The sequence below is a fragment of the Mesorhizobium sp. Cs1299R1N3 genome, from assembly GCF_037179625.1.
Taxonomy (GTDB): domain Bacteria; phylum Pseudomonadota; class Alphaproteobacteria; order Rhizobiales; family Rhizobiaceae; genus Mesorhizobium; species Mesorhizobium salmacidum.
In genome coordinates, this window is sequence record NZ_JAPYKQ010000003.1 from 1 (window position 1) to 26,707 (window position 26,707).

The 26,707-nt window shown below is 64.0% G+C and carries 28 protein-coding genes; 12 read left to right on the top strand and 16 right to left on the bottom strand.

Features of this window, described 5'->3' with window-relative positions; translation table 11 throughout:
- Positions 1–230 precede the first annotated feature (230 nt).
- The 12 genes from O7B34_RS08550 to O7B34_RS08605 all read right to left on the bottom strand — a co-directional run bounded on the left by O7B34_RS08550 (position 231) and on the right by O7B34_RS08605 (position 10,908).
- Positions 231–1,118 (bottom strand): amidohydrolase family protein, encoded by an 888-nt coding sequence (locus O7B34_RS08550; RefSeq protein ID WP_337146118.1) that lies wholly within the window; start codon positions 1,116–1,118, stop codon positions 231–233.
- On the bottom strand, positions 1,118–2,254 hold the full coding sequence (locus O7B34_RS08555) for a vWA domain-containing protein (RefSeq protein ID WP_337145649.1): 1,137 nt from the start codon (positions 2,252–2,254) through the stop codon (positions 1,118–1,120). Before O7B34_RS08555 ends, O7B34_RS08550 begins: the two co-directional genes overlap by 1 nt.
- Positions 2,255–2,456: 202 nt before the next feature.
- On the bottom strand, positions 2,457–3,338 hold the full coding sequence (locus O7B34_RS08560; RefSeq protein WP_337145650.1) for an AAA family ATPase: 882 nt from the start codon (positions 3,336–3,338) through the stop codon (positions 2,457–2,459).
- Between the two features lie 9 nt (positions 3,339–3,347).
- Positions 3,348–4,352 (bottom strand): xanthine dehydrogenase family protein molybdopterin-binding subunit, encoded by a 1,005-nt coding sequence (locus tag O7B34_RS08565; protein WP_337145651.1) that lies wholly within the window; start codon positions 4,350–4,352, stop codon positions 3,348–3,350.
- Position 4,353: 1 nt separating this feature from the next.
- Positions 4,354–5,721, bottom strand: a complete 1,368-nt coding sequence (locus O7B34_RS08570; protein WP_337145652.1) for a xanthine dehydrogenase family protein molybdopterin-binding subunit — start codon at positions 5,719–5,721, stop codon at positions 4,354–4,356.
- 11 nt (positions 5,722–5,732) lie between these two features.
- The gene (locus tag O7B34_RS08575; protein WP_337145653.1) at positions 5,733–6,215 is read right to left on the bottom strand and encodes a (2Fe-2S)-binding protein; all 483 of its coding nucleotides are present in this window, start codon (positions 6,213–6,215) and stop codon (positions 5,733–5,735) included.
- A gap of 58 nt (positions 6,216–6,273) precedes the next feature.
- On the bottom strand, positions 6,274–7,062 hold the full coding sequence (locus tag O7B34_RS08580; RefSeq protein WP_337145654.1) for an FAD binding domain-containing protein: 789 nt from the start codon (positions 7,060–7,062) through the stop codon (positions 6,274–6,276).
- Between the two features lie 11 nt (positions 7,063–7,073).
- Positions 7,074–7,517 (bottom strand): SRPBCC family protein, encoded by a 444-nt coding sequence (locus tag O7B34_RS08585; protein ID WP_337145655.1) that lies wholly within the window; start codon positions 7,515–7,517, stop codon positions 7,074–7,076.
- Between the two features lie 115 nt (positions 7,518–7,632).
- Entirely contained in the window at positions 7,633–8,460 is an 828-nt protein-coding gene (locus O7B34_RS08590; RefSeq protein ID WP_337145656.1) for an AraC family transcriptional regulator, read from the bottom strand.
- Between the two features lie 272 nt (positions 8,461–8,732).
- A complete protein-coding gene (locus O7B34_RS08595) occupies positions 8,733–9,731 on the bottom strand; it encodes an ABC transporter permease (protein ID WP_140502312.1) in 999 nt (332 codons plus the stop codon).
- A 52-nt stretch (positions 9,732–9,783) separates the two neighbouring features.
- A complete protein-coding gene (locus tag O7B34_RS08600) occupies positions 9,784–10,527 on the bottom strand; it encodes an ATP-binding cassette domain-containing protein (protein ID WP_027141547.1) in 744 nt (247 codons plus the stop codon).
- Between the two features lie 120 nt (positions 10,528–10,647).
- Entirely contained in the window at positions 10,648–10,908 is a 261-nt protein-coding gene (locus O7B34_RS08605; RefSeq protein ID WP_337145657.1) for a hypothetical protein, read from the bottom strand.
- A gap of 65 nt (positions 10,909–10,973) precedes the next feature.
- On the opposite strand from O7B34_RS08605, the gene O7B34_RS08610 reads away from it, so the two are divergent.
- Positions 10,974–11,963, top strand: coding sequence for a sugar-binding protein (locus tag O7B34_RS08610; RefSeq protein WP_337129282.1), 990 nt, complete (start codon positions 10,974–10,976; stop codon positions 11,961–11,963).
- A 184-nt stretch (positions 11,964–12,147) separates the two neighbouring features.
- Positions 12,148–12,930 (top strand): FadR/GntR family transcriptional regulator, encoded by a 783-nt coding sequence (locus tag O7B34_RS08615; RefSeq protein ID WP_337145658.1) that lies wholly within the window; start codon positions 12,148–12,150, stop codon positions 12,928–12,930.
- A gap of 21 nt (positions 12,931–12,951) precedes the next feature.
- On the opposite strand, the gene O7B34_RS08620 is transcribed toward O7B34_RS08615, so the two are convergent.
- Positions 12,952–13,941, bottom strand: coding sequence for an NAD(P)-dependent oxidoreductase (locus tag O7B34_RS08620; protein ID WP_337145659.1), 990 nt, complete (start codon positions 13,939–13,941; stop codon positions 12,952–12,954).
- Positions 13,942–14,009: 68 nt separating this feature from the next.
- Here O7B34_RS08620 and O7B34_RS08625 point away from each other — a divergent pair, with 68 nt between their 5' ends.
- The 3 genes from O7B34_RS08625 to O7B34_RS08635 all read left to right on the top strand — a co-directional run bounded on the left by O7B34_RS08625 (position 14,010) and on the right by O7B34_RS08635 (position 16,390).
- Entirely contained in the window at positions 14,010–14,906 is an 897-nt protein-coding gene (locus O7B34_RS08625) for an NAD-dependent epimerase/dehydratase family protein (protein ID WP_337145660.1), read from the top strand.
- A 101-nt stretch (positions 14,907–15,007) separates the two neighbouring features.
- Positions 15,008–15,784, top strand: a complete 777-nt coding sequence (locus tag O7B34_RS08630; RefSeq protein ID WP_337145661.1) for a FadR/GntR family transcriptional regulator — start codon at positions 15,008–15,010, stop codon at positions 15,782–15,784.
- Between the two features lie 162 nt (positions 15,785–15,946).
- The gene (locus O7B34_RS08635; protein ID WP_337145662.1) at positions 15,947–16,390 is read left to right on the top strand and encodes an SRPBCC family protein; all 444 of its coding nucleotides are present in this window, start codon (positions 15,947–15,949) and stop codon (positions 16,388–16,390) included.
- Between the two features lie 41 nt (positions 16,391–16,431).
- Here the strand turns inward: O7B34_RS08635 and O7B34_RS08640 are convergent, their stop codons facing one another.
- Complete coding sequence (locus O7B34_RS08640; protein WP_337145663.1) at positions 16,432–16,722, bottom strand: DUF3175 domain-containing protein; 291 nt, start codon at positions 16,720–16,722, stop codon at positions 16,432–16,434.
- A gap of 173 nt (positions 16,723–16,895) precedes the next feature.
- Here O7B34_RS08640 and O7B34_RS08645 point away from each other — a divergent pair, with 173 nt between their 5' ends.
- From O7B34_RS08645 to O7B34_RS08675, 7 genes are all read left to right on the top strand, one after another.
- Positions 16,896–18,125 carry an MFS transporter gene (locus tag O7B34_RS08645; protein ID WP_337142735.1) on the top strand — a complete coding sequence of 410 codons (1,230 nt, stop codon included), beginning with the start codon at positions 16,896–16,898 and terminating at the stop codon, positions 18,123–18,125.
- Between the two features lie 154 nt (positions 18,126–18,279).
- Positions 18,280–19,308, top strand: coding sequence for a LacI family DNA-binding transcriptional regulator (locus O7B34_RS08650; protein WP_337146120.1), 1,029 nt, complete (start codon positions 18,280–18,282; stop codon positions 19,306–19,308).
- Between the two features lie 290 nt (positions 19,309–19,598).
- A complete protein-coding gene (locus O7B34_RS08655) occupies positions 19,599–20,726 on the top strand; it encodes a sugar ABC transporter substrate-binding protein (RefSeq protein ID WP_337105046.1) in 1,128 nt (375 codons plus the stop codon).
- Positions 20,727–20,803: 77 nt separating this feature from the next.
- Positions 20,804–22,351 carry a sugar ABC transporter ATP-binding protein gene (locus O7B34_RS08660; RefSeq protein ID WP_337145664.1) on the top strand — a complete coding sequence of 516 codons (1,548 nt, stop codon included), beginning with the start codon at positions 20,804–20,806 and terminating at the stop codon, positions 22,349–22,351.
- Positions 22,348–23,328: an ABC transporter permease gene (locus O7B34_RS08665; RefSeq protein WP_337145665.1), complete on the top strand. Its 981-nt coding sequence runs from the start codon at positions 22,348–22,350 to the stop codon at positions 23,326–23,328. The genes O7B34_RS08660 and O7B34_RS08665 overlap by 4 nt, the downstream gene beginning before the upstream one ends.
- A complete protein-coding gene (locus tag O7B34_RS08670; RefSeq protein WP_337145666.1) occupies positions 23,325–24,311 on the top strand; it encodes an ABC transporter permease in 987 nt (328 codons plus the stop codon). Before O7B34_RS08665 ends, O7B34_RS08670 begins: the two co-directional genes overlap by 4 nt.
- Positions 24,312–24,313: 2 nt before the next feature.
- On the top strand, positions 24,314–24,862 hold the full coding sequence (locus tag O7B34_RS08675; RefSeq protein WP_337145667.1) for a gluconokinase: 549 nt from the start codon (positions 24,314–24,316) through the stop codon (positions 24,860–24,862).
- Here O7B34_RS08675 and O7B34_RS08680 read toward each other — a convergent pair.
- Together O7B34_RS08680 and O7B34_RS08685 are read right to left on the bottom strand one after the other, a co-directional pair.
- Positions 24,857–26,008, bottom strand: a complete 1,152-nt coding sequence (locus O7B34_RS08680; protein WP_337145668.1) for a hypothetical protein — start codon at positions 26,006–26,008, stop codon at positions 24,857–24,859. The genes O7B34_RS08675 and O7B34_RS08680 overlap by 6 nt on opposite strands.
- 9 nt (positions 26,009–26,017) lie before the next feature.
- A complete protein-coding gene (locus tag O7B34_RS08685) occupies positions 26,018–26,467 on the bottom strand; it encodes an RrF2 family transcriptional regulator (RefSeq protein WP_023769580.1) in 450 nt (149 codons plus the stop codon).
- Positions 26,468–26,707: the final 240 nt, after the last annotated feature.

Sequence of the window (26,707 nt, forward strand, 5' to 3'; positions counted from 1 at the left end):
CTGGCGGTCTTACTCTCAATCTTGGTCATGGTGGCGTTCCTTCGCGGGAATCAGGTGACGTTGAACATCACCAGCCTGCCATGACCGCCCTCTCTCAGCGAATTTGCAGAACTCTCAGCACACTACCCAGGGAACACCAAAGTCTCACTCCACTGGAACACCCCTCAACCGTCTCGGCGCTGCGCGCCGATCCACCTTCTCCCACAAGGGGGGAAGGGAAGTGCGCGCACCTAGGCCGGCCGATAGATCCGCTCCGCCGTATTCCAGAAAATGTCCGCCTCGGCGGCCGCACCATGCTTTGCTACAGCCTTCCGGTGCGCCTTGATTAGTTCGGCGTGGCTGGTCCACAATTTCTCGATGGGGAAGTTCGAGCCGAACATCAGGCGATCCGCGCCTAATATCTCGATCGCGTTGTCGATGATATAGGCGATCAGCGCCGGGTCGTTGCGGTGGACGAAGGTGCCCAGGCCGGACAGCTTGGCGTAGAAGTTCGGCGCCGCCGACAACGTGCGCAGACCTGCCTTCCAGGCCACGGTGGCTTCCGCGTCCATGCCGGTCAGCATGCCGGCATGGGTGAGAATGAAATTGGTTTGCGGGTTCTCGCCGACCAGCGTCAGTCCATCCTTCATCTGGCCAGGAAAGAGCTGCAAGTCGAAGGACAGGCCGTAGTCTTTCAGCCGGGCGACATTGGCGCGTACTTTTGGATCGATGACCTGATCGGGGCCAGTGGCAAAGCGGAAGGCCGGCGTTTCGTGCCAGTGCAGTTGCATGCGCACGCCGCGCAGCAGCGGATATTTTTTCAGCCGGTCGATCTGGGGCCTGACATCGTCGACCGTCATGTCGGTGTAGCCGACGATGGCGTGCGGCCAGCCGGTCTCGTCAGCCGTTTTCTGCAGGAAGGCGACTTCCTTCTCGAAATCCTCCTTGGCCCAGTTGGTCTGGACATAGACCGCCTTCTCGACGCCGGCGCCTTTCTGGTCTTCGAGAAATTCCGTGATCGGGTAGTCGCGGCGGATTGGCTCGTAGGGGCCGAAGATGCGCGGCACCATCGGCCCGACCAGCCAGGGCTGGTCCTGCTGGCGCCAGATGTGGAAATGCGCGTCGATGGCTTTCTGCATCACGATACCCTTTTCCAGAGTGTCGCCGCCCGTGGGGCGGGGCGGGCAAGCGACAGGATGAAATCGGTGAGACTGTTCACGGACGAGCCGTCCACCAGATCGTCGAGCACTGGCAGGATGGCGCGGAGCGCCGCCGTTGCCGGCTGGAAGCGCGGGTCGCCGGCCAGAGGTGTCGCCAGCGACAGCCGGAAGGCGCGGGCGCTCAGCCGGCGGATAGCCGTCTCCAGTTCGGCATGGTCGCCGCGCTCCAGCGCGTCGGACAGAATGACGATGGCCGCGCCACGCGCAAAAGACGAGAAGCGCGGCACCGATAGAAAAGCCAGCAGCGTCGGTCCCATGCGGGTTCCGCCGTCCCAGTCGTCGACCTGGGCGGCCGCGCGCGCCAGCGCCTGCTCGCGATCGCGGATGCGCAACGCCGTGGTGATGCGGGTCAGACGGGTGCCGAAAGTGAAGATTTCCGCCCGGTCAGCACCCTGCACGGCGGCATGCGCGAGCTTGAGGTAGTCAGCCGTGTGGAGCTTCATCGAGCCAGAGACGTCGATGAGGAGCAGCAGCTTGCGCGGCACTGTCTGGCGGCGGCGCAACAAGGGCGAGGGGACATCGCCATCGGCGCTGACGATTTCCCTGAGCGAGCGGCGCAGGTCGAGCTTGCCGCGCGAATGGGTGCGCACCGTGCGGAAGGAGCGGCGGGCGGGCAAGGCGCTCGACAGTCGGCGGCGAAAGACGGTCAGGCTGTCGCCGTCGCGCTGGAAGTCGCGGCTGCTCAACTGCTCCAGCGCCGAGGAAAGCTCACCGCCTTCCTGTCGCTGCTCGGCCTCGATCCGCTCGTCGTCGGCGCCGCCATCATCCTTGATGCGGGTTTCCTCGTCGGCGTCGCCTGCCACCACGGCTGATGTGCCGCCGTAAAAATGGCTCCGGAAATGCGCCTCGAATTCGTCGCGGCGGTCAGGTGGCGGCGCCAGGGTGGCCAGCGCTGCTTCGCGGATATCCGCCATCGAGCGTGGCCCAAGCAATGTCACCGCCTGCATGAAGCCGGAGACTTGTTCGGGGGCGATGGCGAAACCGTAGCGACGCAGCAGCCGGGCGAAGCCGAGGAAGGGTGCGGCGGCGCGGGGCAAGCTTGTTTCCCGCATCATTGCGTGGCGCCCCCCTCTGTCCTGCCGGACATCTCCCCCTCTAGGGGGGAGATTGGCAGCTTCGATGCTTCGCCTGGTTCTGCGATCTCGGGGATTAGCGAAAGCCGGGATGACAGCCGATCTCCCCCCTTGAGGGGGAGATGTCCGGCAGGACAGAGGGGGGCACTGTCCCGCCAGCGTTGCGGATTGCGCCGGTGGGATCTCACGCCAGCGCCTCCTCGACGATGCTGCCAAGCTCGGGCGCGATGTAGGAGAGGTCTTCCTCGTCCTTGATCAGCACGCCGATGGCGCGGCGGAAGGCTTCCGGCCACGGGCTGCCGCCTTTTTCAAGAATGGTCGCCGCGTTCGCCCATTCGACCGCCTCGGCGATGCCGGGCGGCTTGGCCAGCGGGCGCGCTCGGATGGTCTGCACCGCTGTCGCCACGGCGCGTGCGGTGGCCTGGGCGACATTGCCGGCGCGCAGCATGATGATGGCGGCCTCCCGTTCGGCGTCGGGATAGCCGATCCAGTGATAGACGCAGCGGCGACGCAGCGCCTCGGCAAGTTCGCGGGTGCGGTTCGAGGTCAGGATGACGATTGGCTGTGCCTCGGCGCGGATGGTGCCGCGCTCGGGAATGCTGATCTGGAAGTCGGACAGGAATTCCAGCAGCAGCGCCTCGAATTCATGGTCCGAGCGGTCGATCTCATCGACCAAAAGCACGCGCTGCCGCGGCGCCTTCAACACCTGCAGCAGCGGCCGGGCAATGAGGAAACGGTCGTCATAGATGTCGATCTCGTGCTCGCCGGCATGACGGATGGCGAGCAGTTGGCGCTGATAATTCCACTCGTAGAGCGCGTGCGCGGCGTCGATCCCTTCGTAACATTGCAGACGCACCAGATCGCGGCCGAGCAGCTCGGCGATCGCCTTGGCCGCTTCCGTCTTGCCGACGCCCGGCGCGCCTTCGAGCAGCAGCGGCTTGCCGAGCCGGATGGCAAGAAAGATGGCGGTTGAAAGGCTGTCGTCGGCCAGATAGCGCGAGGCGGCGAGATGCTGTGCCACCGCCTCCGGCGAGGTCGCGACAGTCTCGGTGTTCACATCGGGCATTCTCAGCACTCAGTTGGAAGCCTGCGCCTTCAGCGCGCGTAGAATGCGCTCGGGCGTGATCGGCAGCGTGTCGATGCGCACGCCGACGGCGTCGAAAACGGCATTGGCAACCGCCGGTATTTGCGGGTTGGCGCACATTTCGCCTGGGCCCTTGGCGCCATATGGTCCGTCGGCCGAAGGCCGCTCCAGCACGATGATCTCGGTCTCGGCGAGGTCGCCGGGGCCAGGCATCAGATACTGGTTGAAGTCGGTGCCGCCATGGTCGCGGTTGGGATAATAGGGCTCGGTCGTTTCGTAGAGCGCGTGGCTGATGCCCATCCAGGAGCCGCCGACCAGCTGCTGTTCGACCATTTTCGGGTTCAGCGCGCGGCCGATCTCGAAGACGTTCTTCACTGTCAGCACCGTGACTTCGCCGGTCTCGTCGTCGACCTCGACTTCCGCCACCGTGCAGGCGTGCGCATAACAGGTCGACGGCTTCATCGCGCCGGTTTCCTTCTCCGGATAGGAGCGCGGGATCAAAAACATGCCGCGGCCGGAGATCGAGCGGCCGCGCTTGAAATGCGCCGACAGCGCGACATCGAAGATCGAGATGGATTTCTGCGGCGCGCCCTTGACCAGTATGTTGCCCTGGCCGTCGGTTTCGAGGTCCGAGGCGTTCACCTCCAGCTCTTCGGCCGCCACTTCAAGCATCACCTGGCGCGCTTCCCTGGCGGCCTGGATCACGGCGTTGCCGGCGCGGTGGGTGCCGCGCGAAGCGAAGGTGCCCATGCAATGCGGGCCGGTATCGGTGTCGGCGGTGTCGACAACGACGCGGTCGGTCGGCACGCCGATCGTCTCTGCGCAGATCTGCGCCATGATCTGCTTCATGCCTTGGCCGAGATCGACCGACGACAGCGTCACCATGAAATTGCCGGTCGGGGTCGAATGCACCAGCGCCTGGGTCGGGTCGCCGCCGAGGTTCATGCCCGTGGGATAGTTGATCGCGGCGACGCCGCGTCCGCGCCTGATCGCCATCTCAAGCTCCGTTCTTGTAGGAGGACATCGCCATGAATTTCTCCGCCACTGGCCAATTGGCGGCGCGCGAGGCTTCCTGCATGCACTCGATCAGTGCTGAGCCCTCCGTCGGCTGGCGATGCGCCTTCATGTCGCCGTCGCGATAGGCGTTGATGAAACGGAATTCGAGCGGGTCCATGCCGATCAGCCGGGCCAGCTTGTCCATCTGCACCTCCAGCGCGAAGTCGCCGATGGTGACGCCGAAGCCGCGCATGGCGGAGGAGGGAGTGCGGTTGGTATAGACGCAGTAGGTGTCGATCCAGACATTCGGGATGGTGTAGGGACCGGGATAATGGCCCGCCCCCTTCTGCGCGCCATAGGGCGAGTGGCGGGAGTAGGCGCCGGCATCGGTGTAGCCTGTGACTTTTCTGGCGACGATGCGGCCGTCCTTCATGACGCCGTCCTTGATGACGACTTTTTCGGCCGCGCGGGGCGACGAGATCTGCATCTCCTCCTCGCGGCTGTAGATAAAACAGACCGGTCGCCCGGTTAATTTTGCGCCGAGGATGGCGATCGGCTCGACGATGACATCGACCTTGCCGCCGAAGCCGCCGCCGACCGTGCCGCCGACGAAATGCAGCTTGCTGCCAGGCATCTGCAGGATGATCGACGTGTTGTCGAGAGTGAAGAACATCGCCTGCGTGTTGGTGTAGCAGGTGAAGCGGTCATTGCCTTCGGGCACCACCACGCAGCCGGTGGTCTCGGTCGGCGCGTGCTCGATGGGCGAGGACTGGTAGCTCTGTTCCAGCACGTGATCGGCTTGAGCAAAGCCCGTCTCGACATCGCCGAAGCGCACCTTGCGGCACGCGCCGCTGTCATAGAGGTAATAGTTCTGGCCGTGATATTCGTTGACGATGGGCGCGCCGGGCTTCAGCGCTTCCTCCATGTCGAAGACGGCCGGCAGCACCTCATAGTCGACCTTGACCTTGGCGGCCGCTTCCTGGGCCGCACGCTCGTTTTCGGCCAGCACCGCCACCACGGCCTCGCCCTTCCAGCGCACCTTGCCGTCGGCCAGCACCGTCTCGTCCTCAGGGCCGACCTGGATGAGGATCAGGATGGTGTAGACATTGTGCGGTACGTCCTTGGCCGTCAGCACCCTGATAACGCCCGGGTGTTTTTCGGCCTCGGAGGTGTCGATCGAGCGGATGCGGGCATGGTGGTGCGGGCTGCGCACCATCTTGAGGTGCAGCATGCCGGGGAAATTACGGTCGGCGAAATAGGCGGTTCTGCCGGTGACGTGGCCGGGCGAATCCGAGCGTGGCCGGGGCTGGCCGATCTCGTGCAGATCGTCCTTGCGGACATCGGCGAAGTAGCTCTTGCGCAGTTCCATTCCTTGGTCCCTCAGGCCGCGTTCTGCGAATTGGCGCGGGCGGCGGCGAGCACCGCCTGGATGATCGGCTCGTAACCGGTGCAACGGCAGATGTTCCCAGACAGCGCCTCGACGACGTCCTCGCGGCTGGGATTGGGAGTGTGGTCGAGCAGCACCTTGGCCGCCATGATCATGCCCGGCGTGCAGAAGCCGCATTGGGTGGCGAATGTGTCGAGAAAAGCCCGTTGCAGCGGGTGCAGCACGCCGCCTACGGCAATGCCCGACGTGGTGGTGATCGTTGCGCCGTTGCAGGTCTCGGCCAGCGTCAGGCAGGAGAGCCTCAACTCGCCGTCGATGATGACGGAGCAGGCGCCGCACGTGCCCTGATGGCAGCCGCCCTTCGGCGAGGTGTCGCCGATCTTGTCGCGCAAGGCATTGAGCAACGTCGTGCCGCTGTCGATGAATTCGGCCTTTTCAGACCCATTGAGCGTGAATTGAACCGGGACTTTTGCCATTCTTCCTCCTTGCGCGCTTGCCCCGCAGGGCAAGGGCGCGCCCCCGACGTGTTTCAGGCTAACTCAACAGCAGCCGGCCGAGGTGGACCGGCAGGACTTCAGCGCGATACCAGGCGCTGGCGATGGGATCGGTGATGGGCACGGTGCCTTTGGTGGCGGCGGCCAGCGCTGCCGCGATGCCGTCCCGATCGAGCGTCCTGCCGAGCAGCGCCTTTTCCGCTGCCCTGGCACGCATCGGCCGATCGGCCATGCAGCCGAGCGCGATCCGCGCCGAGGACACGGTCCCGTCTCCAGCCTGTTCCAGAACGACCGCGATGCTCAGTACCGAGACCCCCTTGGGCTTGACCCGCGACACTTTGAGGAAGCGGAAGCTGTCGGCCTTGGTGAAACTGACCGACGTGACGATGGCGCGACTATCGTCCCGTCCGGCCAGGAAGGTCTCGATGGGTGTTTCGCTCTCATCGGTGCCGACCGTTGCATCGAGCGCCAGCAGGGCGACGGCGAAATCACCATAGGGCGCCGGCGCGAAGAGATTGCCGCCGACGGTCGCCATGTTACGGATCGCCGGGCCGCCGACAGCGCGGGCGGCCTTGGCAAGCGTACCGAGTTCCGGACGGCGGGCGATCTCCGCCATGGTTACCGAGGCGCCGATGCGGACCTTACCGCCGCTGACCGCGATGGCCGACAGCGCCGGGTCGGTCGACCTGACAAGGCCGGAGACCGAGACGTCGCCTTCATTGGCCGCGCGGACCACGAGTGTACCCCCGCCGAGATAGCGCGTTCCGGCGGACTTCAGGGCGGCATCCGCGTCCTTCACCGTCGAGAATGTCTGCAGCGCCAGCGCCATGGCCCGCTCCTTCAGCTCTGGCCGGCGAAATGGCTCTTCAATGCATTGAAGCCGCCTTGAAAAACATTGGTTCCCATGCCCTCGGCCAGCTTGTCGGCTTCCTCCGGGGCGGCGTCGAAGCTGGCGGTCCATTCGGCATAGGTGCGGTTGCCGTCGGTGACGCGCCTGAGCTGCAGCGTCGCCTTGTGGTTGGTGAGCGGCTGCGGCGTTTCCAGGATGGAATAGCTGACCAGGAAATCGTCATCGGAAAAATCGACCAGTTTTTCGCGCAGGCGGGCGCCGCTGGCGAGCTGGAAATTGCGCACGCAACCGATCGTGCTGGCATCCTTGCCGTCTTCGATATGGCTTTCGACCATGCGCGGATGCCAGCCCGGCAGGCCGTTGAAGTCGCGTATGCGCGCCCAGACCTTTTCGACCGGCGCGTCGATGACGCTGGAGATGGTGACTTTCGCCATAAAATGTTCCCTTCCGAATGATCGTTGCGGCAAGGGTAGGACGCCAGAGCGGTTAGCGCTTATCAATGCGTCTTGAGCGTGTATCAACCAGTCTGAAAAACAGATGGCTGCCGGTTCAGGCCGTCGCCCGCGCAGCCTCGCGGTAGAGCGTCGGCGGCACGCCGACATGATCGCGGAAGAAGCGCGAGAAATTGCCTTGCGTGGTGAAGCCGAGATTGCAGGCGACAGAGATCAGCGGCTCCCGCGACCATTGCAACTGCCGCACCGCTTCCTCCATGCGCAGCGTGTTCCAGTAGACGTTGGGCGTCAGATTGGTCTGTTCCTTGAACAAGGCGAAGAAATGCGGCCTGGACAGGCCAACGGCGCGGGCGACGTCATCGAAGGAGATGCGCTCGCAGACATTGGCCTTCATCAGCTGGATCGCCTTGCGGACGCGGAAATCCTGCATCGTGTTTATGCGGCCGCGCGCCTCCTGCGGTGCCGAAGCGTCGGCGGCATCGAGCACCGAGTCGATGAAGCGCTCGATCTCGTAATTGGCGACATCGTCGACGCTTTCATTGTCGGTGAGATGATCGAGCAGGCTGGCGGCGGCCTGGTGCAGCCATGGTTCGAGCGCGATCGCCGCCCGCGAGAACAGCGGCGCGCTGGACGGCAGGTCGCGGCGCCGGCGCGCCCAGTCCGGGTCGATGTAGAAGGCCAGGAACAGGCCCGGCCTGCCATCCTGGGACAGGACGTGGCTATGCGGCTGGAGCGAGTTGATGCCGGCGGCGGTGCCCGGGCCGAGGCGGACCGTCTCGCGGCCGATTGTCATCTCGCCGGCGGTGCCTTCGAGCCAGATGATCAGATGTGCCTCGACATGGGCATGGGTGACGAAGTCGCTCGCGACATTCAGGACAGAAACATGTCCGAACCGGCCCCAGTAGAGCCTGATCGCTTCCGTCATGGGTATATCCTCCCGCAAGCGACTGGCCTCCCTTCGCCTGCAGGGGGATTGTGCGGCTGAGTGCTGGCTCGCGTCAAGCTACGGGGCCGGGGCGTGCGCTCGCAAGGGTTCTTGTCGACGGATTTTCAGACTGAGCGATAGGAGGCGAAAGGAATAGCGCTCCAGCGCGGTGTTCCAGCGGAGTGAGGCGTTGGTATCCCCTGGAACATCCCTCATCCGACCTCGCTTCGCGAGGCCACCTTCCCCCACAAAGGGGGAAGGAGGATGCAGCGCTAGTCGCTGCGCCTGAAATTGCGGATGCGGTCGAACAGAACCGCCAGCAGGATGGCGCCGCCGATGAAGGTGCCTTGCCAGAAGGCATTGATGCCAAGCAGGCCAAGGCTGTTTCGGATCACCTCGATGAGGGCAGCACCGACGATGGCGCCAAAGGCGGTGCCGACGCCGCCGGCCAGATTGGCGCCGCCGATGACGGTGGCGGCGATCACTTGCAGTTCCATGCCGTTGCCGAGATTGGTGGTGACGGCGCCGAGCCAGCCGGTCTCGATGATGCCGGCAATACCGGCCGACAGCGCCGAGATCATGTAGACGGCGACCTTGATCTGGCGCACCGGCACGCCGGTCAGCGTCGCGGCGTGCTCGTTGCCGCCAATGGCGAAGATATGGCGGCCGAACTTCGTCCAGCGCAGGATGAAACCGGTGATCAGCGCCAGCAGGATCATGTAGAGCACCGGATTGGCGATGCCGAACACCCAGGCGCCGCCGCCGAGTGCCAGAAGCTTGTCGTGGTCCGGCCCGAACTGGAAGACGACGGTGTTGTTGGAGGCGACCATGGCAAGGCTGCGGGCGATCGACAGCATGCCGAGCGTCACCACGAAGGGCGGAAAGCCCAGGTAGGCGATAAAAATGCCGTTGAAGGCACCGATGACGAGCGCGGTGGCGATCGAGGCCAGAATGCCGATCTCGATCGAATAGCCGGCATGCATGGTGACGGCCAGCACCATCGAGCACAGGCACAGCACCGAGCCGACCGACAGGTCGATGCCGCCGGTGATGATGACGAACGTCATGCCGAGCGCGACGATGGCGACGAAGGTGATGTTGCGGGTGATGTTGTAGAGGTTCTTCGAGGTGGCGAAGGCGTCGGTGGCGAAGGACAGGAAAATACAGGCCAGGATGACGGCGATCACCACCCAGAAAGTCTGGCTGGAGAACAGGCGCGACAGGAAGCTGTGCTGCTTCTGCGCGATCGTCTGATCAAGGGTGACTGCCATTATAGACCTTTCCTGCGCTGCCGATGCGCGGTGAAATCCGGGTTCGCCATTGTCATGCCACCTGCTCGATGGCGCCGGTGATCAGCCCGGTAACTTCCTCGGGCGAACTCAATGCGATCGCCTTGTCGGCGACCTTCCTGCCGCGCCGCATGACGATGACGCGGTCGGCGACGTCGAAGACGTCGGGCATGCGGTGGCTGATCAGCACCACCGCGATGCCCTGGTCGCGCAGATGACGGATGAGGTTCAGCACTTCGGCGACCTGCCGCACCGAGATTGCCGCCGTCGGCTCGTCCATCAGAACAATCTTGGCCTGCGACAGCATGGTGCGGGCGATCGCCACCGCCTGGCGCTGGCCGCCCGACATCTGCTTGACCAGGTCGCGCGGGCGGGTCTCGGATTTCAACTCGGCGAAAATCTGACCGGCGCGCTTGTACATCGCGGCATAGTCGAGGATGCGGAACGGGCCGACGCCACGGCGCAATTCGCGCCCGAGATAGACATTGGCCGCCGCTGTCAGGTTATTGCAGAGCGCCAGGTCCTGGTGGACGATCTCGATGCCGTGCTGGCGCGCCTCGACCGGCTTGTGCAGGATCAGTTCCTTGTCGTCCATCCGCATCGTGCCGTGGCTCGGCCGGAAGTTGCCGGCTATCATCTTGACCAGCGTCGACTTGCCGGCGCCATTGTCGCCCATCAGGCCGACAACCTGGCCCGGTTCGATCGACAGCGACACGTCGTTGACAGCCTGGATGGCGCCAAAATGCTTCGAGATGTTGGTGAGTTCGAGAACTGCCACCAGTCTTTGCCTCCCATGTCTGGCCCATCCGCCCACGGACAGGCGACGGCTTCCAATGGCTTTCCCCAGCTCCTCCCGGGGACAGCGATGCGGTCATTTACGCGAATGGCGTCGCGGGCGTCAATTGTCGAACAGGCAATTGTCAGACGAATAGTGCCGTGCTGTTTTTGAAAAATCTGTTTTGTAGGACAAATAGCATTGACGTTGGCGGCAAGCCGTTATTAGTTGAGCGTCGGAGGAAGACATGCCGGCTTGACGACGCCATCGGCGCGCTACCGGCAGAAGGGTTTTGGTGATCTGCCGGCGTAATCGCTGAGCTGGTCGCATCTGAAAATGCATATCGGCCCAGCCGGATTGAATGAGCGCACGCGTCTCAGTCATCTCGCATCCGGGCTGGTTTGTGTGGCGGGCACGCCGTGTCCGTCTGTTTCCAAGGGAGGACTGACATGAGGAAAACAGTATTGCTCGCCGCCGTCGCCGCCATGGCGTTGGGCGCCGGGCCGGCTTTGGCCAAGAAGCAGCTCGTCATCGTGGTGAAAGGTCTCGACAATCCATTCTTCGAAGCCATCCACCAGGGTTGCGAGAAGTGGAACAAGGAAAACGCCAGCTCGGAATATGCATGCTTCTACACCGGCCCGGCATCGACTTCCGACGAGGCCGGCGAGGCGCAGATCGTGCAGGATATGCTGAGCAAGGCCGACACGGTGGCGATGGCGATCTCGCCGTCCAACGCGCCGCTGATCGCGCAAACGATCAAGAGCGCCAATCCGTCGATCCCGATCATGACCGTCGACGCCGACCTCGCCAAGGAAGACGCGGCACTGCGCAAGACCTATCTCGGCACCGACAACTATCTGATGGGCAAGAAGATCGGCGAGTACATCAAGAAGGCCAAGCCGAATGGTGGCACGATCTGCACCATCGAGGGCAATCCCGCGGCGGACAACATCCTGCGCCGCGCGCAAGGCATGCGCGACGCGCTGACAGGCAAGGAAGGCCTCACGGCACTTGCCGGCGAAGGCGGCTGGACGGAAGTCGCCGGCTGCCCGGTGTTCACCAATGACGACGGCGCCAAGGGCGTTCAGGCGATGACCGACATCCTCGCCGCCAACCCCAAGCTCGATGCGTTTGGCATTATGGGTGGCTGGCCGCTGTTCGGCGCGCCGCAGCCCTATCGCGACCTGGTCGGACCGCTGAAGGACCGGCTGGCCAAGAACGACTTCGTCATCGGCGCCGCCGACACGATCGGCGACGAGGTGGCGATCGCCAGGGACGGCCTTGTCACCGCGCTGGTCGGCCAGCGGCCCTTCGAAATGGGCTACAAGGCGCCATCGGTGATGATCGACCTGGTCGAAGGCAAGAAGGTCGACGATCCGGTGTTCACCGGTCTCGACGAATGCACCAAGGACACGGTCGACACCTGCATCCAGAAATAGGCCGAGATTCGGGGCGCTCGCCAACGAGCGCCCCGTTTCCTCCAATTCTTCAACAGGACGCCTTGGTTGGGGCAACAGGCTCCGGCTTTGACGCGTCCGTGGTTTGGATTTTCGGCAACGGATCGGTGCGCCGCGCGGGTTCAGATCAATCCGGGTGACGGGCGGCCGACCTATTGGAACGTGGATGCCGGACGAGAAGGCAAAGAGAAAAGCCGGCCGGGCCAGGGCGCAAGCCAGTCGCGACCCGGCAGCCTTGCGCAGGGCGGATGCGGCGCACTTTCCCGGGTCCAGCGTCCATGCCTCGCTCGCCAGCGAGATTGGCCTCAGGATCGTGCGCGGCGACTACCCGCCTGGCAGCATTCTGCCCAATGAGGCCAAATGGGCCGAAACCTTCAATGTCAGCCGTTCGGCGGTGCGCGAGGCGATCAAAATGCTGATGGCCAAGAGCCTTTTGGCGTCGCGTCCCAAGATCGGCAGCTGGGTCGAGCCGAAGGAGCGCTGGAACCTGCTCGACCGCGACGTGTTGGCCTGGTATGCGACCGCGCCGGATCGCGAGGCGTTCCTGCGCACCGTTCAGGAGTTCCGCCATATCATCGAACCGGAGGCGTCCGCCTTTGCCGCCATGCGGCGCAGCGACGAGCAGATGGCCGAGATCAGCCTGGCTTGCCGCGAGATGGGCGAGGCGGCCAACCTGCCCGAGCGCATTCGTGCCGACACGCGCTTTCATCTCGCCATCCTGCGGGCCTCGGGCAACGACCTTCTGGTGCCGCTCGGCGTGCTGATCGAATCGGCGCTCGACCATCTCTTCGTCTTCACCACGCGCCAGGTCGGCGATCAGCGGCGGGCGCAGAAACTGCACGAGGCTATCGAGAAGAGCATCCGCCTGCAGCGGCCCGCGGCGGCGCGCAACGCCGTGCACAAGCTGCTTGCCGACACCGATGAGGGGATCGGAAGGGGCCGGCGGTAAGGCCCGCCGGCGGTCCGGGTCTCAGATCGTCTGCTTCTTTCCATCCTTCATCGGCATCAGGTCGACGCCATTCACTCTGGCGATGTGCGTGGCCAGCATCGGCACGAACTGCTCGGCCGGACCGGTTGCGTGGGCGCCGGCGAAGGAGTTCTTGGTGGCGTTGCCGAGCGGGTTGGCGATGCCGGCCGCACCCGCCATCGATTCCAGATAGGTCAGGTCCTTGAAAGCGTTGGCGATGGTGAATTTGTGGGCGTCGCGGTCGCCTTCCAGCGTCCAGCGCATGAACGTCTGGTAGAAGCCGCAATCCATGCGGCCGTTGCGGATGACGCTGTCGAAACGCGGCGGCGAGATGCCGACCTTCTCCGCCAGGGCCAAAGCCTCGGAATAGATCGCGGCATAGCCCAGCGAGATGAAATTGTTGAGCAGCTTCATGCGGTGGCCGTCGCCGGTGTCGCCGATATGGACGATGCGGCCGGCCCAGGTGTCGATCACCGGCTTGACCCTGGCGAAGACGGCGTCGGGCGCGCCGACCATGGCGTCGAGCGTGCCTTCCCAGGCTTCCTTCGGGGTGCGGCTGAGCGGCGCGTCGACATAGTCGACGCCAAGCGCGTTGAGTTCTGCGGCAAGTGCAACCGTCGAGACCGGATCGGAGGTGGAGCAGTCGACGACGACCGCCCCCTTCTTCAACCCCTCCTTGAGGCCGCCGGGACCGCGAATAATGGCCTCCACCTCGCGCGAGCCGGTGACGCAGATGAAGACGATATCGGATGCCGCCGCCACGTCGCGGGAGGTCGATGCCTCGTGGGCGCCTCGGCCGAGGAGATCCTCCGCCGGCTTGCGGTTTTTCCGGCCGAGGAAGGTCAGGGAATACCCCTTGTCGACGATGTTCTTGGCGATGCCGTGACCCATCAGGCCAAGGCCGACAAAGCCGATCTTCTCGCTGGTGGCGGTGGTGTTCATGCTGTCTGTCCTGTTTGCGATTATCGATAATGTTGCCGCAGTTTTAGCCATGGATGGTTGCAGAATGCAATATTGTCTGACAATACACGTCAATCCCAGGACTTTCGTGGAGACCAGAAATGACGAAGCGGATCATGTTCACCGGCGGCAGCGGCAAGGCTGGGCGCCATGTCGTGCAATATCTGGTGGAGCAGGGCTGCCGGGTGCTCAACATCGACACCAGGCCGCTCGACAATCCCAAGGTGCGCACGCTGATCACCGACATCACCGACAGCGGCCAGGTGTTCAACGCGCTGTCGAGCTATATGGGGCTGCACGAATTCGATCCGTCGCTACGTCCGCAGCCGGTCGACGCCGTGGTGCATTTCGCCGCTATCCCACGCATCATGATCACGCCCGACAACGAGGTGTTCCGCATCAACGCGATGGGCACCTACAATGTCATCGAGGCCGCGGTGAAGCTCGGCATCCGCAAGGTGATCATCGCTTCCAGCGAGACGACCTACGGCCTGGTGTTCGCCAACGAGCCGCGCGACCCCACGCATTTCCCGCTCGACGAGGAGTATGACGTCGATCCGATGGACAGCTATGCGCTGTCCAAGATCGTCAACGAGAAGACGGCGCGCGCCTTCGCGCAGCGCAATGGCACGGACATCTATGCCTTGCGCATCGGCAACGTCATCGAGCCGCATGAGTATTCGCTGTTTCCGAAATGGTTCGCCGATCCGGGCTTTCGCAAACGTATTGCCTGGAGCTACATCGACGCGCGCGACCTGGGCCAGATCACGCTGCGCGCCATCGAGAAGGACGGGCTGGGCTACCAGGTGTTCAATGCCGCCAATGACGACACCTCGTCCGATCTGCCGACCGCCGAACTCCTGAAGCGGTTCTATCCCGGCGTGCCGGTCAAGAGTGAACTCGGTGAATATGAGACGCTGCTGTCGAACCGCAAGGCGCGTGACATGCTCGGCTTCCGGCCCGAGCATAGCTGGCGCAAATACGTCAAGACAGCCTGAGCGAGGTCGAATCGCGGCTGGGTTGTGCATAGAAGCCGGCTTTGCCGCCCCACGGCCGCACCGCGCTTGACAGCTTCCCTAAACCGGCCTTTCTGGAACCCATGCGGGACGCGAGGCCGAACAAGGAAAAATCGCCCAAAAAGGCTGTAGCCGCCGAGCGCCCGACCGGTGCTCGCCGGCCTGACGCGGCGCGTATCCCGGGCTCCAGCGTGCATGCGTCGCTGGCGAGCGAGATTGGGCTGCGGATCGTGCGCGGCGACTATCCGCCCGGCACCATCCTGCCCAATGAAGCCAAATGGTCGGAGACCTTCAGCGTCAGCCGGTCGGCGGTGCGCGAGGCGATCAAGATGCTGATGGCCAAGAGCCTGTTGGCATCGCGCCCCAAGATCGGCAGTTGGGTCGAACCGAAGGAACGCTGGAACCTGCTCGACCGCGATGTACTTGCCTGGTACGCGACGTCGCCGGACCGCGAGGTGTTCTTGAGGACGGTGCAGGAATTCCGCCACATCATCGAGCCGGAAGCGACCGCCTTTGCCGCCATGCGGCGGACCGACGAGCAGATGGCCGAGATCAGCCAGGCCTGCCAGGAGATGGGCGAGGCGAAAAGTTTGCAGGAACGGACCCGCGCCGACACCCGCTTCCACCTCGCCATCCTGCGCGCCTCGGGCAATGATCTGCTGGTGCCGCTCGGCGTGCTCATCGAATCCGCCTTCGATCACCTGTTCACCTACACGACCCGGGAACTTGACGATTTGCAGCTCGCCCAGAAGATGCACGAGGCAATCGAAAAGAATATCCGCCTGCAGCGGCCCGATGCGGCGCGCAATGCCGTGCGCAAGCTGCTGGCCAATACCGACAACGTCATCCGTTCGCGGTAGAATTCACCGGCACAGCCATTCGGCACCCAGGCGTTTCGGCCTTGCAGGCCGTCGAAGCAATTCGGGCCGGCACCGCCAAAAAATTCGAGAGCCTGTGTCGGATGGGCTGTGTGGTCCCCGTCCTTGGGGTATCGAACAGGAAACCAGGAAGGAGAATTTGACATGCCCAGCACCGTTCGTCTGCATCGCGTTCTGACCACCAGCCCGGAGAAGGTCTACCGCGCGTTCCTCGAGGCGGATGCGCTTGCCAAATGGCTTCCGCCGAACGGCTTCACCTGCACGGTCCATCACTTCGAGGGCAAGATCGGAGGCACGTTCAAGATGTCGTTCCGCAACTTCACCACTGGCGACAGCCACTCGTTTGGCGGTGAGTATGTCGAACTCGTCGCGGGCGAACTCCTGCGCTACACCGACAGGTTCGACGATCCCAATCTGGCCGGCGAGATGGAAGTGACCGTGACGTTGAAGAATGTGTCCGTGGGCACCGAACTGAACATCACCCAGGCCGGCATCCCTGATGTCATTCCCGCGGAAGCCTGCTATCTCGGTTGGCAGGAGTCGCTACGGAACCTGGCCAAGCTCGTCGAACCCGAGATCAAACAGTAGAGCGCCCCTTTCAGTCAGGTGCCGTTGGCGGGCGAGGGCGGCTAATCCTCCTTTGGACGCCCGAATGCGGCGCGCAGTTCGTCCTTGGCGTCCTCAAGGATCTTCTTGCGCGCCGCGGGCAGGTTTTTGCCGGCCCTGTTGATGTAGAAATTCAGCATCGACATGGCGGACTGGAAGGGCTCGGCCTTGAGGCGGTGGCTGTGTTCGGCCGACCGCTTGAGCGAGGCGGCGATCTTCTTGGCGTCGTCGGATTCGAAGACATGCTCCTCGAGATCCATCGCATTGCTGTGCTCGGTCACCTCGGCCGACCATTTCTGCTTGGTGGCGGTCATGGCTGGGACTCCTTTGCAAGGTTGCTGATCGGAAACTCCAGATGTTGGCGTCGGTTCCCGCATTCGTGTCGGCCTGGAGCCACGGATTTGCCCGCTGTGGCGCTGCTGTGCGCCGAGAATGCGTCGATAGTGGCCAAAACAGCAACGGTTGAGACCGCCGACAGGAAACGCCTTTGACGCGAACCGACGTGAGCCGGCCCAGCCCCGGCATCGACAGTTCCTACGCCTGGATGCGGCTGGCCATCTCGATGCTGCTGGCCACGATCGGTGCGGTCGGCATGTGGGCCGTTGTCGTCGTGCTGCCAGCGGTACAGGCCGAGTTCGGCGTCGACCGCGCCGCGGCATCCATGCCCTACACCGCGACCATGGTGGGCTTCGCCGCCGGCAATGTGCTGGTCGGCCGCGCCATTGACCGCATGGGCTACTGGATCCCGGCGCTGTTTTCCTCGATCGCGCTCTCCGCCGGTCTCCTGCTCGCGGCGCTGTCGACCTCGATCCTGCAATTCACCCTTGCTCAAGGGGTGCTGATCGGTGTCGGCACATCGGTGATCTTCGGGCCGCTGATTGCCGATATCTCGCACTGGTTCAACCGCCGGCGCGGCGTGGCTGTCACGGCGGCGGCGGCGGGCAATTACCTCGCTGGAGCGATATGGCCCACCGTCATGCCGACGTTGATCAAGGCGGAAGGCTGGCGCTTCACCTATGCCGCCATCGGCATCTTCTGCCTGGTCACCATGGTGCCTCTTGTGTTGTTGCTGCGGCGCGGCGCTCCGGAAGCGACGGCCGCCGGCTCGCCCGGAAGCCGGCCTGTGCAGCCGATTTCATTGTCGCCGGCGATGCTGCAGATATTGCTGGTCGTCGCGGGACTGGGCTGCTGCGTGGCGATGTCGATGCCGCAAGTGCATATCGTCGCCTATTGCATGGACCTTGGCTACGGCATGGCGCATGGCGCCGACATGCTGTCGATCATGATGGCCGCGGGCGTCGTCAGCCGGCTTGCCTCGGGCTTTGTCGCCGACCGCATAGGCGGTGTCAAAACGTTGCTTATCGGGTCTGTGCTGCAATGCCTGTCATTGCTGTTCTATATCCCATTCGACGGGCTCGCCTCGCTCTATGTCGTGTCGCTGGTCTTCGGCCTGTCGCAGGGCGGCATCGTGCCTTGCTACGCGATCATCGTGCGCGAATACCTGCCGGCCAAGGAGGCCGGCCAGCGCATCGGCATCGTCATGATGGCGACGATTTTCGGCATGGCGATCGGCGGTTGGATGTCGGGCTGGATCTACGACCTGACGGGCTCCTACGCCGCCGCGTTCCTGAACGGCATCGCCTGGAACCTGCTGAACATACTGGCGATCGGCCTGTTCATGTGGAAGGCAAGGCACAGGGCGGCCGTAGCCGCCTGAGGAAGGCACAGCCACTCGGTAGCTCAGCTTGACAACAGGCAGTCACTGCGCGACGCCAGGGCCGAGTGGTGCTGAAACAGGCCGGTGAGATGGCGATAGCTGGAAAGACCGCATTGCGGGCGTGCTTGAATGGCCAGGCGCATGGGCCAAGGCCTTGATCAAGCCGCGCTCGCGCCGGGGCGGTGGCCGCCCGACCCTATCTGACGTGGCACGCAAGGCCGGCGTCGGCGCCATCACCGTTTCACGCGCGCTGCGCGAGCCGGAGCGCGTTTCCGAGGACCTGCGCCGCCAGATCCTGGCCGCCATCGAAGAGCTTGGCTATGTGCCGGATCCCAACGCGCGGGCATTGGCCTCGGCGCGGGCCGAGGTGTTCGGCGTGCTGGTGCCTTCGCTGACCAACAACGTCTTTGCGGAGGTGGTGCGCGGCATCTATGACAGTTTGTCGGATAGCCCGTTCCGCATCCAGCTCGGCAACACGCACTATTCCGGACTGGAGGAAGAGCGGCTGCTGCAGGTGTTCGGCTCCCAGCGGCCGGCAGCGCTGATCGTTGCCGGCATCGACCAGACACCTACCTCGCGAAAGCTGTTGGAAAATGCCGGTTGCCCGGTGGTTCAGGTGATGGAGACCGGACCCGATCCCGTGGACATGATGGTCGGTTTCTCGCATCTCGAAGGCGGCAGGACGGCGACCCAGCACCTGATCGAGGCGGGGTATCGCCGGATCGGTTTCATCGGTGCGCGCATGGACCCGCGCTCGCAGCGGCGCCTGGCTGGTTACCGGCTGGCGATGGAGAAGGCCGGCCTGCTGGACCCGCGCCTGATCACCACCACGCCGGTGCCTTCCAGCGTGCCGCTTGGCCGCGAGCTGTTCCGCGATGCGCTTGCCAAAATGCCGACACTCGACGGCGTGTTTTGCAACAATGACGACATCGCGCTCGGCATACTGTTCGAATGCCATCGCGCCTCGATCGACGTGCCGAAGACCATCGGCATCGTCGGCTTCAACGATCTCGACATGATGCAGGTGGCCTTTCCGTCGATCACCAGCATCCGCACCCATCGCTACGAAATCGGCAGGCGGGCGGTCGCCATGGCGCTGGCGGCGATATCGGGTGACAGGCCGGAGCAGCGGGTCGTCGACCTTGGTTTCGAGCTCAAGCGCCGCGAGAGCACGGCACGTTGAAGCAGTTTAGAACCTGCTGAAATCAGCCTTTACAGGCATTCTTGGTAGCGCTACCATTCCAGCCAGTGTGAAGTCCGGCTGTTGTTTATTATACATAAGCGACAGAATGTTCCTTGTTTATTATTGATAATATGATACTTTCGTTGCAGCTTAAGGAAGCAACGAGGAGGAACAGGTTGGCCGGGGCCACCTGACGTGCGTGGCGGGCCAAGGCGGGAGGTGCTGGGGCGAACACGTCATTGTACTGCAGCTAAACAAACAAGTCAGAACTGCAACTGGGAGGAATATCGATGATCAAGTCACTCGTTGGTGGCATCGTTGCCGCCACTGCATTCGTCATGTTGAGCTCAGCGGCGATGGCCGCAGGCCCAGAAGTCGTCAAGGGACCAGCAGCCGAGCCGGACTGCTTTGCCCCCTGGGCAGCCGATACGCAATTCTTCAAGTTCCCCAAGAAGGCCGGCCCATATCGCATTGCGCTCGCCAACGGCTATATCGCCAACACCTGGCGTATCCAGATGGTGCAGACCGCCAAGGCGTATGCGGCACAGCCGGATGTCGCCAAAAAGCTGAAGGAATTCAAGGTCGTGTCGACCGGCGAGGACGTCCCGGCGCAAATCTCCGCGATCAACAATTTCATCGATTCCGGCTTTGACGCCATCGTCGTCAACGCGCAGAACCCGACCGCCTTCGGGCCAGTCATCAAGCGCGCCAGGGAGGCGGGGGTCGTGCTGGTCGCCTTCGACAACATTCTCGACACCAAGGATGCCATCAACGTCAATGTCGACCAGAAGGGCCTTGGCGCATTGTGGGGCAAGTGGTTGGTCTCACATGTCCCGAACGGCGGAAAGGTGCTCGAAGTGCGCGGCGTCGCCGGCACTTCCGTTGACACGGACCGTCATGCCGGCATCCACGAGGTGCTCGACGGCTCGGGCAAGAAATGGGAAGTCACCGAAGTGGTCGGCAAGTGGGACGACGGCGTTGCCCAGAAAGCTACGGCGGACGCGATTGCCACCAACGGACCCTTCGACGGCATCACCGGGCAAGGCGGCGACACCGGCATCGTCCAGGCGATGATGGATGCCAAGCATCCATTCGTTCCGTTCGGCGGCGAGACGGAGAACGGTTTTCGCAAGTTCTGCGCCGCGCATGCCGCCGACGGCTTGAAGTGCTCTTCCGCCGGCACCGGCCCCGCCCAGGTGGCCGTGGCAATCAAGACGGCAATCGCGGCCCTCGAAGGCAATGTCGTGCCGCAATCGGTGAAGCTGCCGCTGGCAATTGTCGAGGATCCGAACTTCAAGGCAGGCCAGGATTTCTTCCCCGACCAGTCCGACAATTTCTTCGTCGGCAACTCCTTCCCGACCTGCGGCATCAATTTCAGTGCCCAGGAAATCATGGGGCAGAGCAAGGAAAACCAGTAGTCACTGGCTATTATCTGGCGCCGCGGATGATCCCGCGGCGCCAGCCTGCAATCCCACAATCGCCCCGGGGAGGGTTGATGGACGGTGCGGCTCCACTCTTTCGCATGGAAGGCATTTCCAAGCGCTATGGCGGCGTGCGGGCGCTGGAAAAGGCCGAGCTGACGGTTTCCACCGGCAGCATCCACGCCATCCTCGGTGAAAACGGCGCCGGCAAGTCGACATTGATCAAGGTCATGGCCGGTGTCGTGGCGCCCGACGAAGGCCGCATGATGCTGGATGGCCGCGAAGTGACCTTCGCCTCGCCCGGTGCGGCGAACAAGGCCGGCATCGTCTGCATCTTCCAGGAATTGTCGCTGATCCCCGAACTCAGCGTCGCCGACAACATCGTCATTTCGGATCCGCCCAAACGCTTCGGCATGATCGACCGCAAGGCGCAACGCCGCGTCGCCGAGGACGCGCTGGCGCGCGCGGGCGCCGCCGACATCCATCCGCTGGCGCTGGTCAAGGACCTGCCGCTGTCGCGCCGGCAGATGGTGGAGATCGCCAAGGCGCTGGCGCGCAAACCACGCATCCTCATCCTCGACGAGGCGACGTCGGCGCTGACGGCAGCGGATGTCGCGAAGATCTTCGGCGTGCTGAAGCGGCTGCGCTTGGAAGGGCTGGCGCTGCTCTACATCTCGCACCGCATGAACGAGATCGCCGAACTGGCCGACCACTGCACGGTGTTCCGCAACGGCCGCAATGTCGCCAGCTACAAGGCCGGCTCGAAGAGCGACAACGAGGTGGTCGAGCTGATGATCGGCCGCGAATACAGCCATATTTTTCCGCCCAAGCCGGCGGCGGCACCGGCCGGCGCCGCCCCCCGGCTCGAGGCGCGCAAATTGTCCTGGGCCGACCGGCTGGATAACATCTCGCTCACCGTCAGGGCAGGCGAGGTGGTCGGCCTCGGCGGGCTCGACGGCCAGGGCCAGCGCGAATTGCTGCTTGCTTTCTTCGGTGTGCTGCGCGGCCTCTCGGGCGAGGTGCTGATCGACGGCAAGCCGGTGACGATCACCAGCCCGGCGGTGGCCCGCGAGGATGGCATCGGCATGGCGCTCATCCCGGAAGACCGCAAGACCGAAGGACTGATGCTGCCGATGACAGTTCGGGAAAACCTGTCCTTCGCCGCGCTCGACCGGCTGTCGAAAGGCGGCATCATCGACCGCGCCGCCGAGCAGCGGCTGATCGACGACATGGTCGGCCTTCTGGCGATCAAGACGGCGGGGCTCGATATTCCGGTCGGCGCGCTGTCGGGCGGTAACCAGCAGAAGGTGGTCATCGCCAAATGGCTGATGCGCCAGCCGCGCATCATCCTGCTCAACGATCCGACGCGCGGCATCGATGTCGGCACCAAGCAGGAAATCTATCAACTGATGCGCAAGCTGGCGGACGCGGGCGCGGCGATCCTGTTCTATTCGACCGACTATGACGAGCTGATCGGCTGCTGCGACCGGGTGCTGGTGCTCTATGACGGGGCGATCAAGCGCGAACTGGTCGGCGCCGAGATCACCGAACGGGCGCTGATATCGAGCGCGCTCAACATCCATGGCGAGGAGAGCCCCGTGGGCCTGGGAGCAAGCGTGTGAAAGATTGGCGCTATTGGCTGGCCGAGCAGCGCGGAACGCTGCTGGCGCTCGGCATCTTCATCGTCATGTTCGTCATCTACACCTCGAACCATCCGGCGGGCTTCACCGCCAATGTCGTGCAGACGGCGGCGAACAAGGGCGTGCTGCTTGCCTTCGTCGCCATGGCGCAGACACTGGTCGTCATCACCTCCGGCATCGACCTGTCCGTCGGCATGATCTTCCTGCTCACCAACTGCCTGGCCTCCTGGCTGGTGGTCGGCACGCCGATGCAGACCACACTCGGCGTCATCGCCGTGCTGGTGGCGGGACTTCTGTGCGGCGCCATCAACGGCGCCATCGTGATCTATGGCAGGCTGCAGCCGATCGTCGCGACCATCGCCACCGGGGCGGTCTATTACGGTATCGGCCTTTTGCTGCGGCCCTTTCCGGGCGGCTCGGTCAACGAGAACCTGGCCGATGCTATGACAGGACGTCTGTTCGATCTGGTGCCGGCAAGCCTGGTCGTGCTGCTGGCGGTCGTGCTGTTGATCTGGGTGCCATTCAGCCGCTCGGTACTCGGCCGTGCCGCCTACGCGGCCGGCTCTTCGGAAACGGCTGCCTATATGTCGGGCGTGCCGATAAGGCGCGGCAAGTTCGCCGCTTACACGCTTGCGGGGCTGCTGGCCGCGATCGGCGGGCTGTTCCTGACCTTTTTCACCTATACGGGCGAGGCCGCCTATGCCAGCGGCAACGCCTATACGCTGTTCTCGATCGCGGCCGTGGTGCTGGGCGGCGTGTCGCTGTTCGGCGGCAAGGGCAGCGCCATCGGCGCCATCTTCGGCGCTCTGGCCTTCCGCACCATCGGCGACCTGTTGTTCGTGTTCGATTTCGATCCGCTCTGGCAGCCGCTGTTCCAGGGCGTTATCCTGCTGGTCGCCGTCAGCCTCGGCGCCTTCGCCCTGTTTCGGGTCCGCAACCGGCTGGAGTGGTTCCTGTGAGCGATACGACCTTGGGCGGCATTGCCGGCCGCATGCCGAAATTCATCCGCCGCGCCGATCCGGCGGTGCTGACCGCCTTTGCCTGCATCGTGGTGCTGCTGTTGGTCGGCAGCCTCTATTCGCGCAGCTTCCTGTCGCCTGAATATCTCTTGCAGCAGCTCAAGGTCGCCTCGTTCCTCGGCGTCATCGCCACCGGCATGATGCTGGTCATCCTGCTCGGCCAGATCGACCTGTCGGTGCCGTGGTCGGTGGCGGCAGGCGCGATGATGGCCTGCGCGGCGGCCGCCTACGGTACGGCCGGGGTGGCATTGGCGATCCCGTTCGGCATCTTCTGCGGCGTGCTGATCGGCATCGTCAACGGCATCGGCGTCGCCTATCTGCGCATCCCCTCGATGATCATCACGCTCGCCACCAACGCCGTCGCGCAAGGGCTGATGGTGGTCTACACCGGCGGTTTCTCGCCGCAGGATTCGGCGACCGGCGCCATGCGCTACCTGGCCACCGGCTTCACCATTCCGGGCGTCCCCAACGCGGTCATCATCTGGGCGCTGATCGGGGCCGCAATGGTGTTCGTGCTGAGCCGTAGCGGCTTTGGCCGCGCGGTCTATGGCATCGGCAACCGCGAGCGCGCCGCCTATCTCTCCGGCATCGACACGAGACGCGTGGTGATGATCGCCTTCGCCGTCTCCGGCGGACTCTCCGCCTTTGGCGGCGTGCTGCTGGCCGGCTACGCCTCCAAGGCGGCGCAATCGATGGGTGACGCCTATCTGCTGCCGTCGATCGCGGCCGTGGTGCTCGGCGGCACCTCGATCCTCGGCGGGCGCGGCTCCTATCTCGGCACGGTCGCCGGCGTGATCCTGATCACGCTGCTGCAATCCATCCTGTCGGTCATGCAGATGCCGGAGGCGGGACGGCAGATCATCTATGGCGTCGTCATCGTCGCCATGCTCCTGCTCTATGGCCGCGCGCCGGCGAGCCGCTGACGGTGGACGAAAACGCAGCGCAGGCGCCGACGGGCGCTTCCGGTTTGGCGCCTCCGGCCGTCGTGGTGATGGGCGTCGCCGGCTGCGGCAAGTCAGCCGTCGGCATCGCGCTGGCCGACGCGCTGGGTGCCGTCTTCATCGAGGGCGACAGGCTGCATCCGCCCGAAAACGTTGCCCGCATGGCGCGGGGCGAACCGCTCACCGACCAGCTGCGCGAAGGCTGGCTCGACGCGATCGGCGAGCGCATCGCGGCGTCGATCGCCAAGGGACAGGGCGTGGTTGCAGCCTGCTCGGCGCTGAAGCGCGGCTATCGCGAGCGTCTGCGCGGCTTCTGCCCTGACATCGTCTTCCTCTATCTGGAGATCGATCCCGCCACCGCGCGGCAGCGGGTCGCCGGCCGCAAGGGCCATTTCATGCCGGCAAGCCTTGTTGACAGCCAGTTCGCCATCCTCGAGCCGCCAGGTGCCGATGAGCGGGCATTGACGCTCGACGCGACGCGGCCGGTCGACGAACTCGTCGCCCAGGCAATGCGCTCGATGCGCCGGTCATGAGCCTTCTTCTTCGCTGAAGCCGATCCTGTCCTGAGCCTCTGTCAACCGTTCATGGCGCGACCAGGACATCATCTGCTCGGGGCACTGCTTCAGCGCCTGCAGCAGGCGGTCGCGTTTCAGCAGGATATAGTGTGCCTGCAGGGCCATGTTCTTGGCTCCGTCCCTGGTTGTGTCCACTGCCGGGAGCGCCGGTGCCGCCGGCATCAGTTCCGGGCTCAAGACGGCCCGGTATTCCCGGAAGGGCACCACCTCGAAAGTCGACATGGCAAACAGGGCCGTCTTGCCTCGCGCGGCGAAATTCGCCGGTGCCGAGGCAAGGTGTGTCCAGCCGCTTTCGCCCAGGGCGGTTTCGGTGAAGGTCGAGCCGGCATGGATGGTGTTGGTCATCAGCACGACGCCGTTCCGCTTCAGCATCTTTTGAATGCGGATGGTGACCTGATAGGCATCGTCGCGGTCGAAGACGATCCGGCTTTTCAGGAACCGGTTCTCGACATGAACCATTGGCGGGTTGAGGAAGCGCTGGCCGAATGCCGTCTCGGAAACGCCATGCGTGTTGACGCTGACCTGATGCGCTTCGATGCCGGCCTCATGTATGGCGCGCTTGCCGATTATCGTTTGGGCGGTGAATTGATCGCACCAGAGGATCGCGCCGTGGCCGCGTTGCAAGGCTGCCTGCAAGCCCTCGATCCCTTCCAGCCGGATCGTCGGCGTCCAGCGACCGGCGACCAGATGCGCGGCGAGTTGCATGCGGCGGCGATGGCGCGCCGCGAGCAATGCCTCGAACAGCTTGCGTGCATCGATGCCGTCGCCGAGCACCGCGCGCGTTGCGGCGGCATAGAAGCGGAAATCCTTGCGCATATGGCGCTTCAGGCGAAATCTCGACGCCCAATCGCAGATCGGCGACCACCAGCGAACCGGCAGTGCCGCCGCGACCGCGAGATAGCAGAGAGCAATCAGGCTCTCGCGAAGATCCCTGGTGGAGAAGCGGCGGAGCCTGCCGGGACTAACCACCTTGCGGCTGAAAAAGCGCACGTCCTCGGCATATTCGGGGACAAAGACGTCGGCGATGATCTCGGTGCGAAAGCTGGCTGCCGATGGCTGCTTGCGGGCGGCTTTTCGGGATCTCGTAAACCTCGACAGCCTCATCCACCGGCTCTAGATCTGCGATGTCAACTCGACCGGGAAATCGTCGTTGTCGGCATCGCGCATGGCGGCGAGGCTACGGTTGTCCAGCACCTCGGCAATCGCCTGGCGCACTTCCAGCATCATGTGCCGGACCTGGCAGGTCGCTTCATCACAATCCTCGCAGCGCTGGTACTGCGTGCGGCTGGCGCAAGGTATCGGCGCCAGCGGCCCGTCGAGCACGCGCACGACGTGGCCGATCTTGATCTCGGAAGCGGGGCGGGCGAGACGGTAACCGCCTTCCTTGCCCTTGCGGCTCTGGACGAAGCCGGCGTTGCGCAATTCGCCCAAGATGGCATCGAGGAATTTCTTCGGGATGTTGTTGGCGACGGCGATGTCGTTGACGAAGGCCAGTTGGCCAACCGGAAGATTGGAAAGATGCACGAGGGCCTTGAGGCCGTATTTGCCTTTTTTCGTCAGCATGCCCGAGTCAACCCGTTGAAGCCCCAACCACCCCGCATCTGGCGGCTGTTTGTGTGCAAATGATGACGGCGTTGCTTCCGCACGCCGCCGTTTCGCGAAACAGGGCCATTGGAAGGCATGTTAGGCACAAACGCGTTGATTCTTTGTAACGTTTTGCACGAAGGGCGCCGGCTTTACCCTATCGGCTGAATAAACGAGGAAAGCCGGCCCGGGGCCGGCTTTCCTCGATCTTTCTATCGG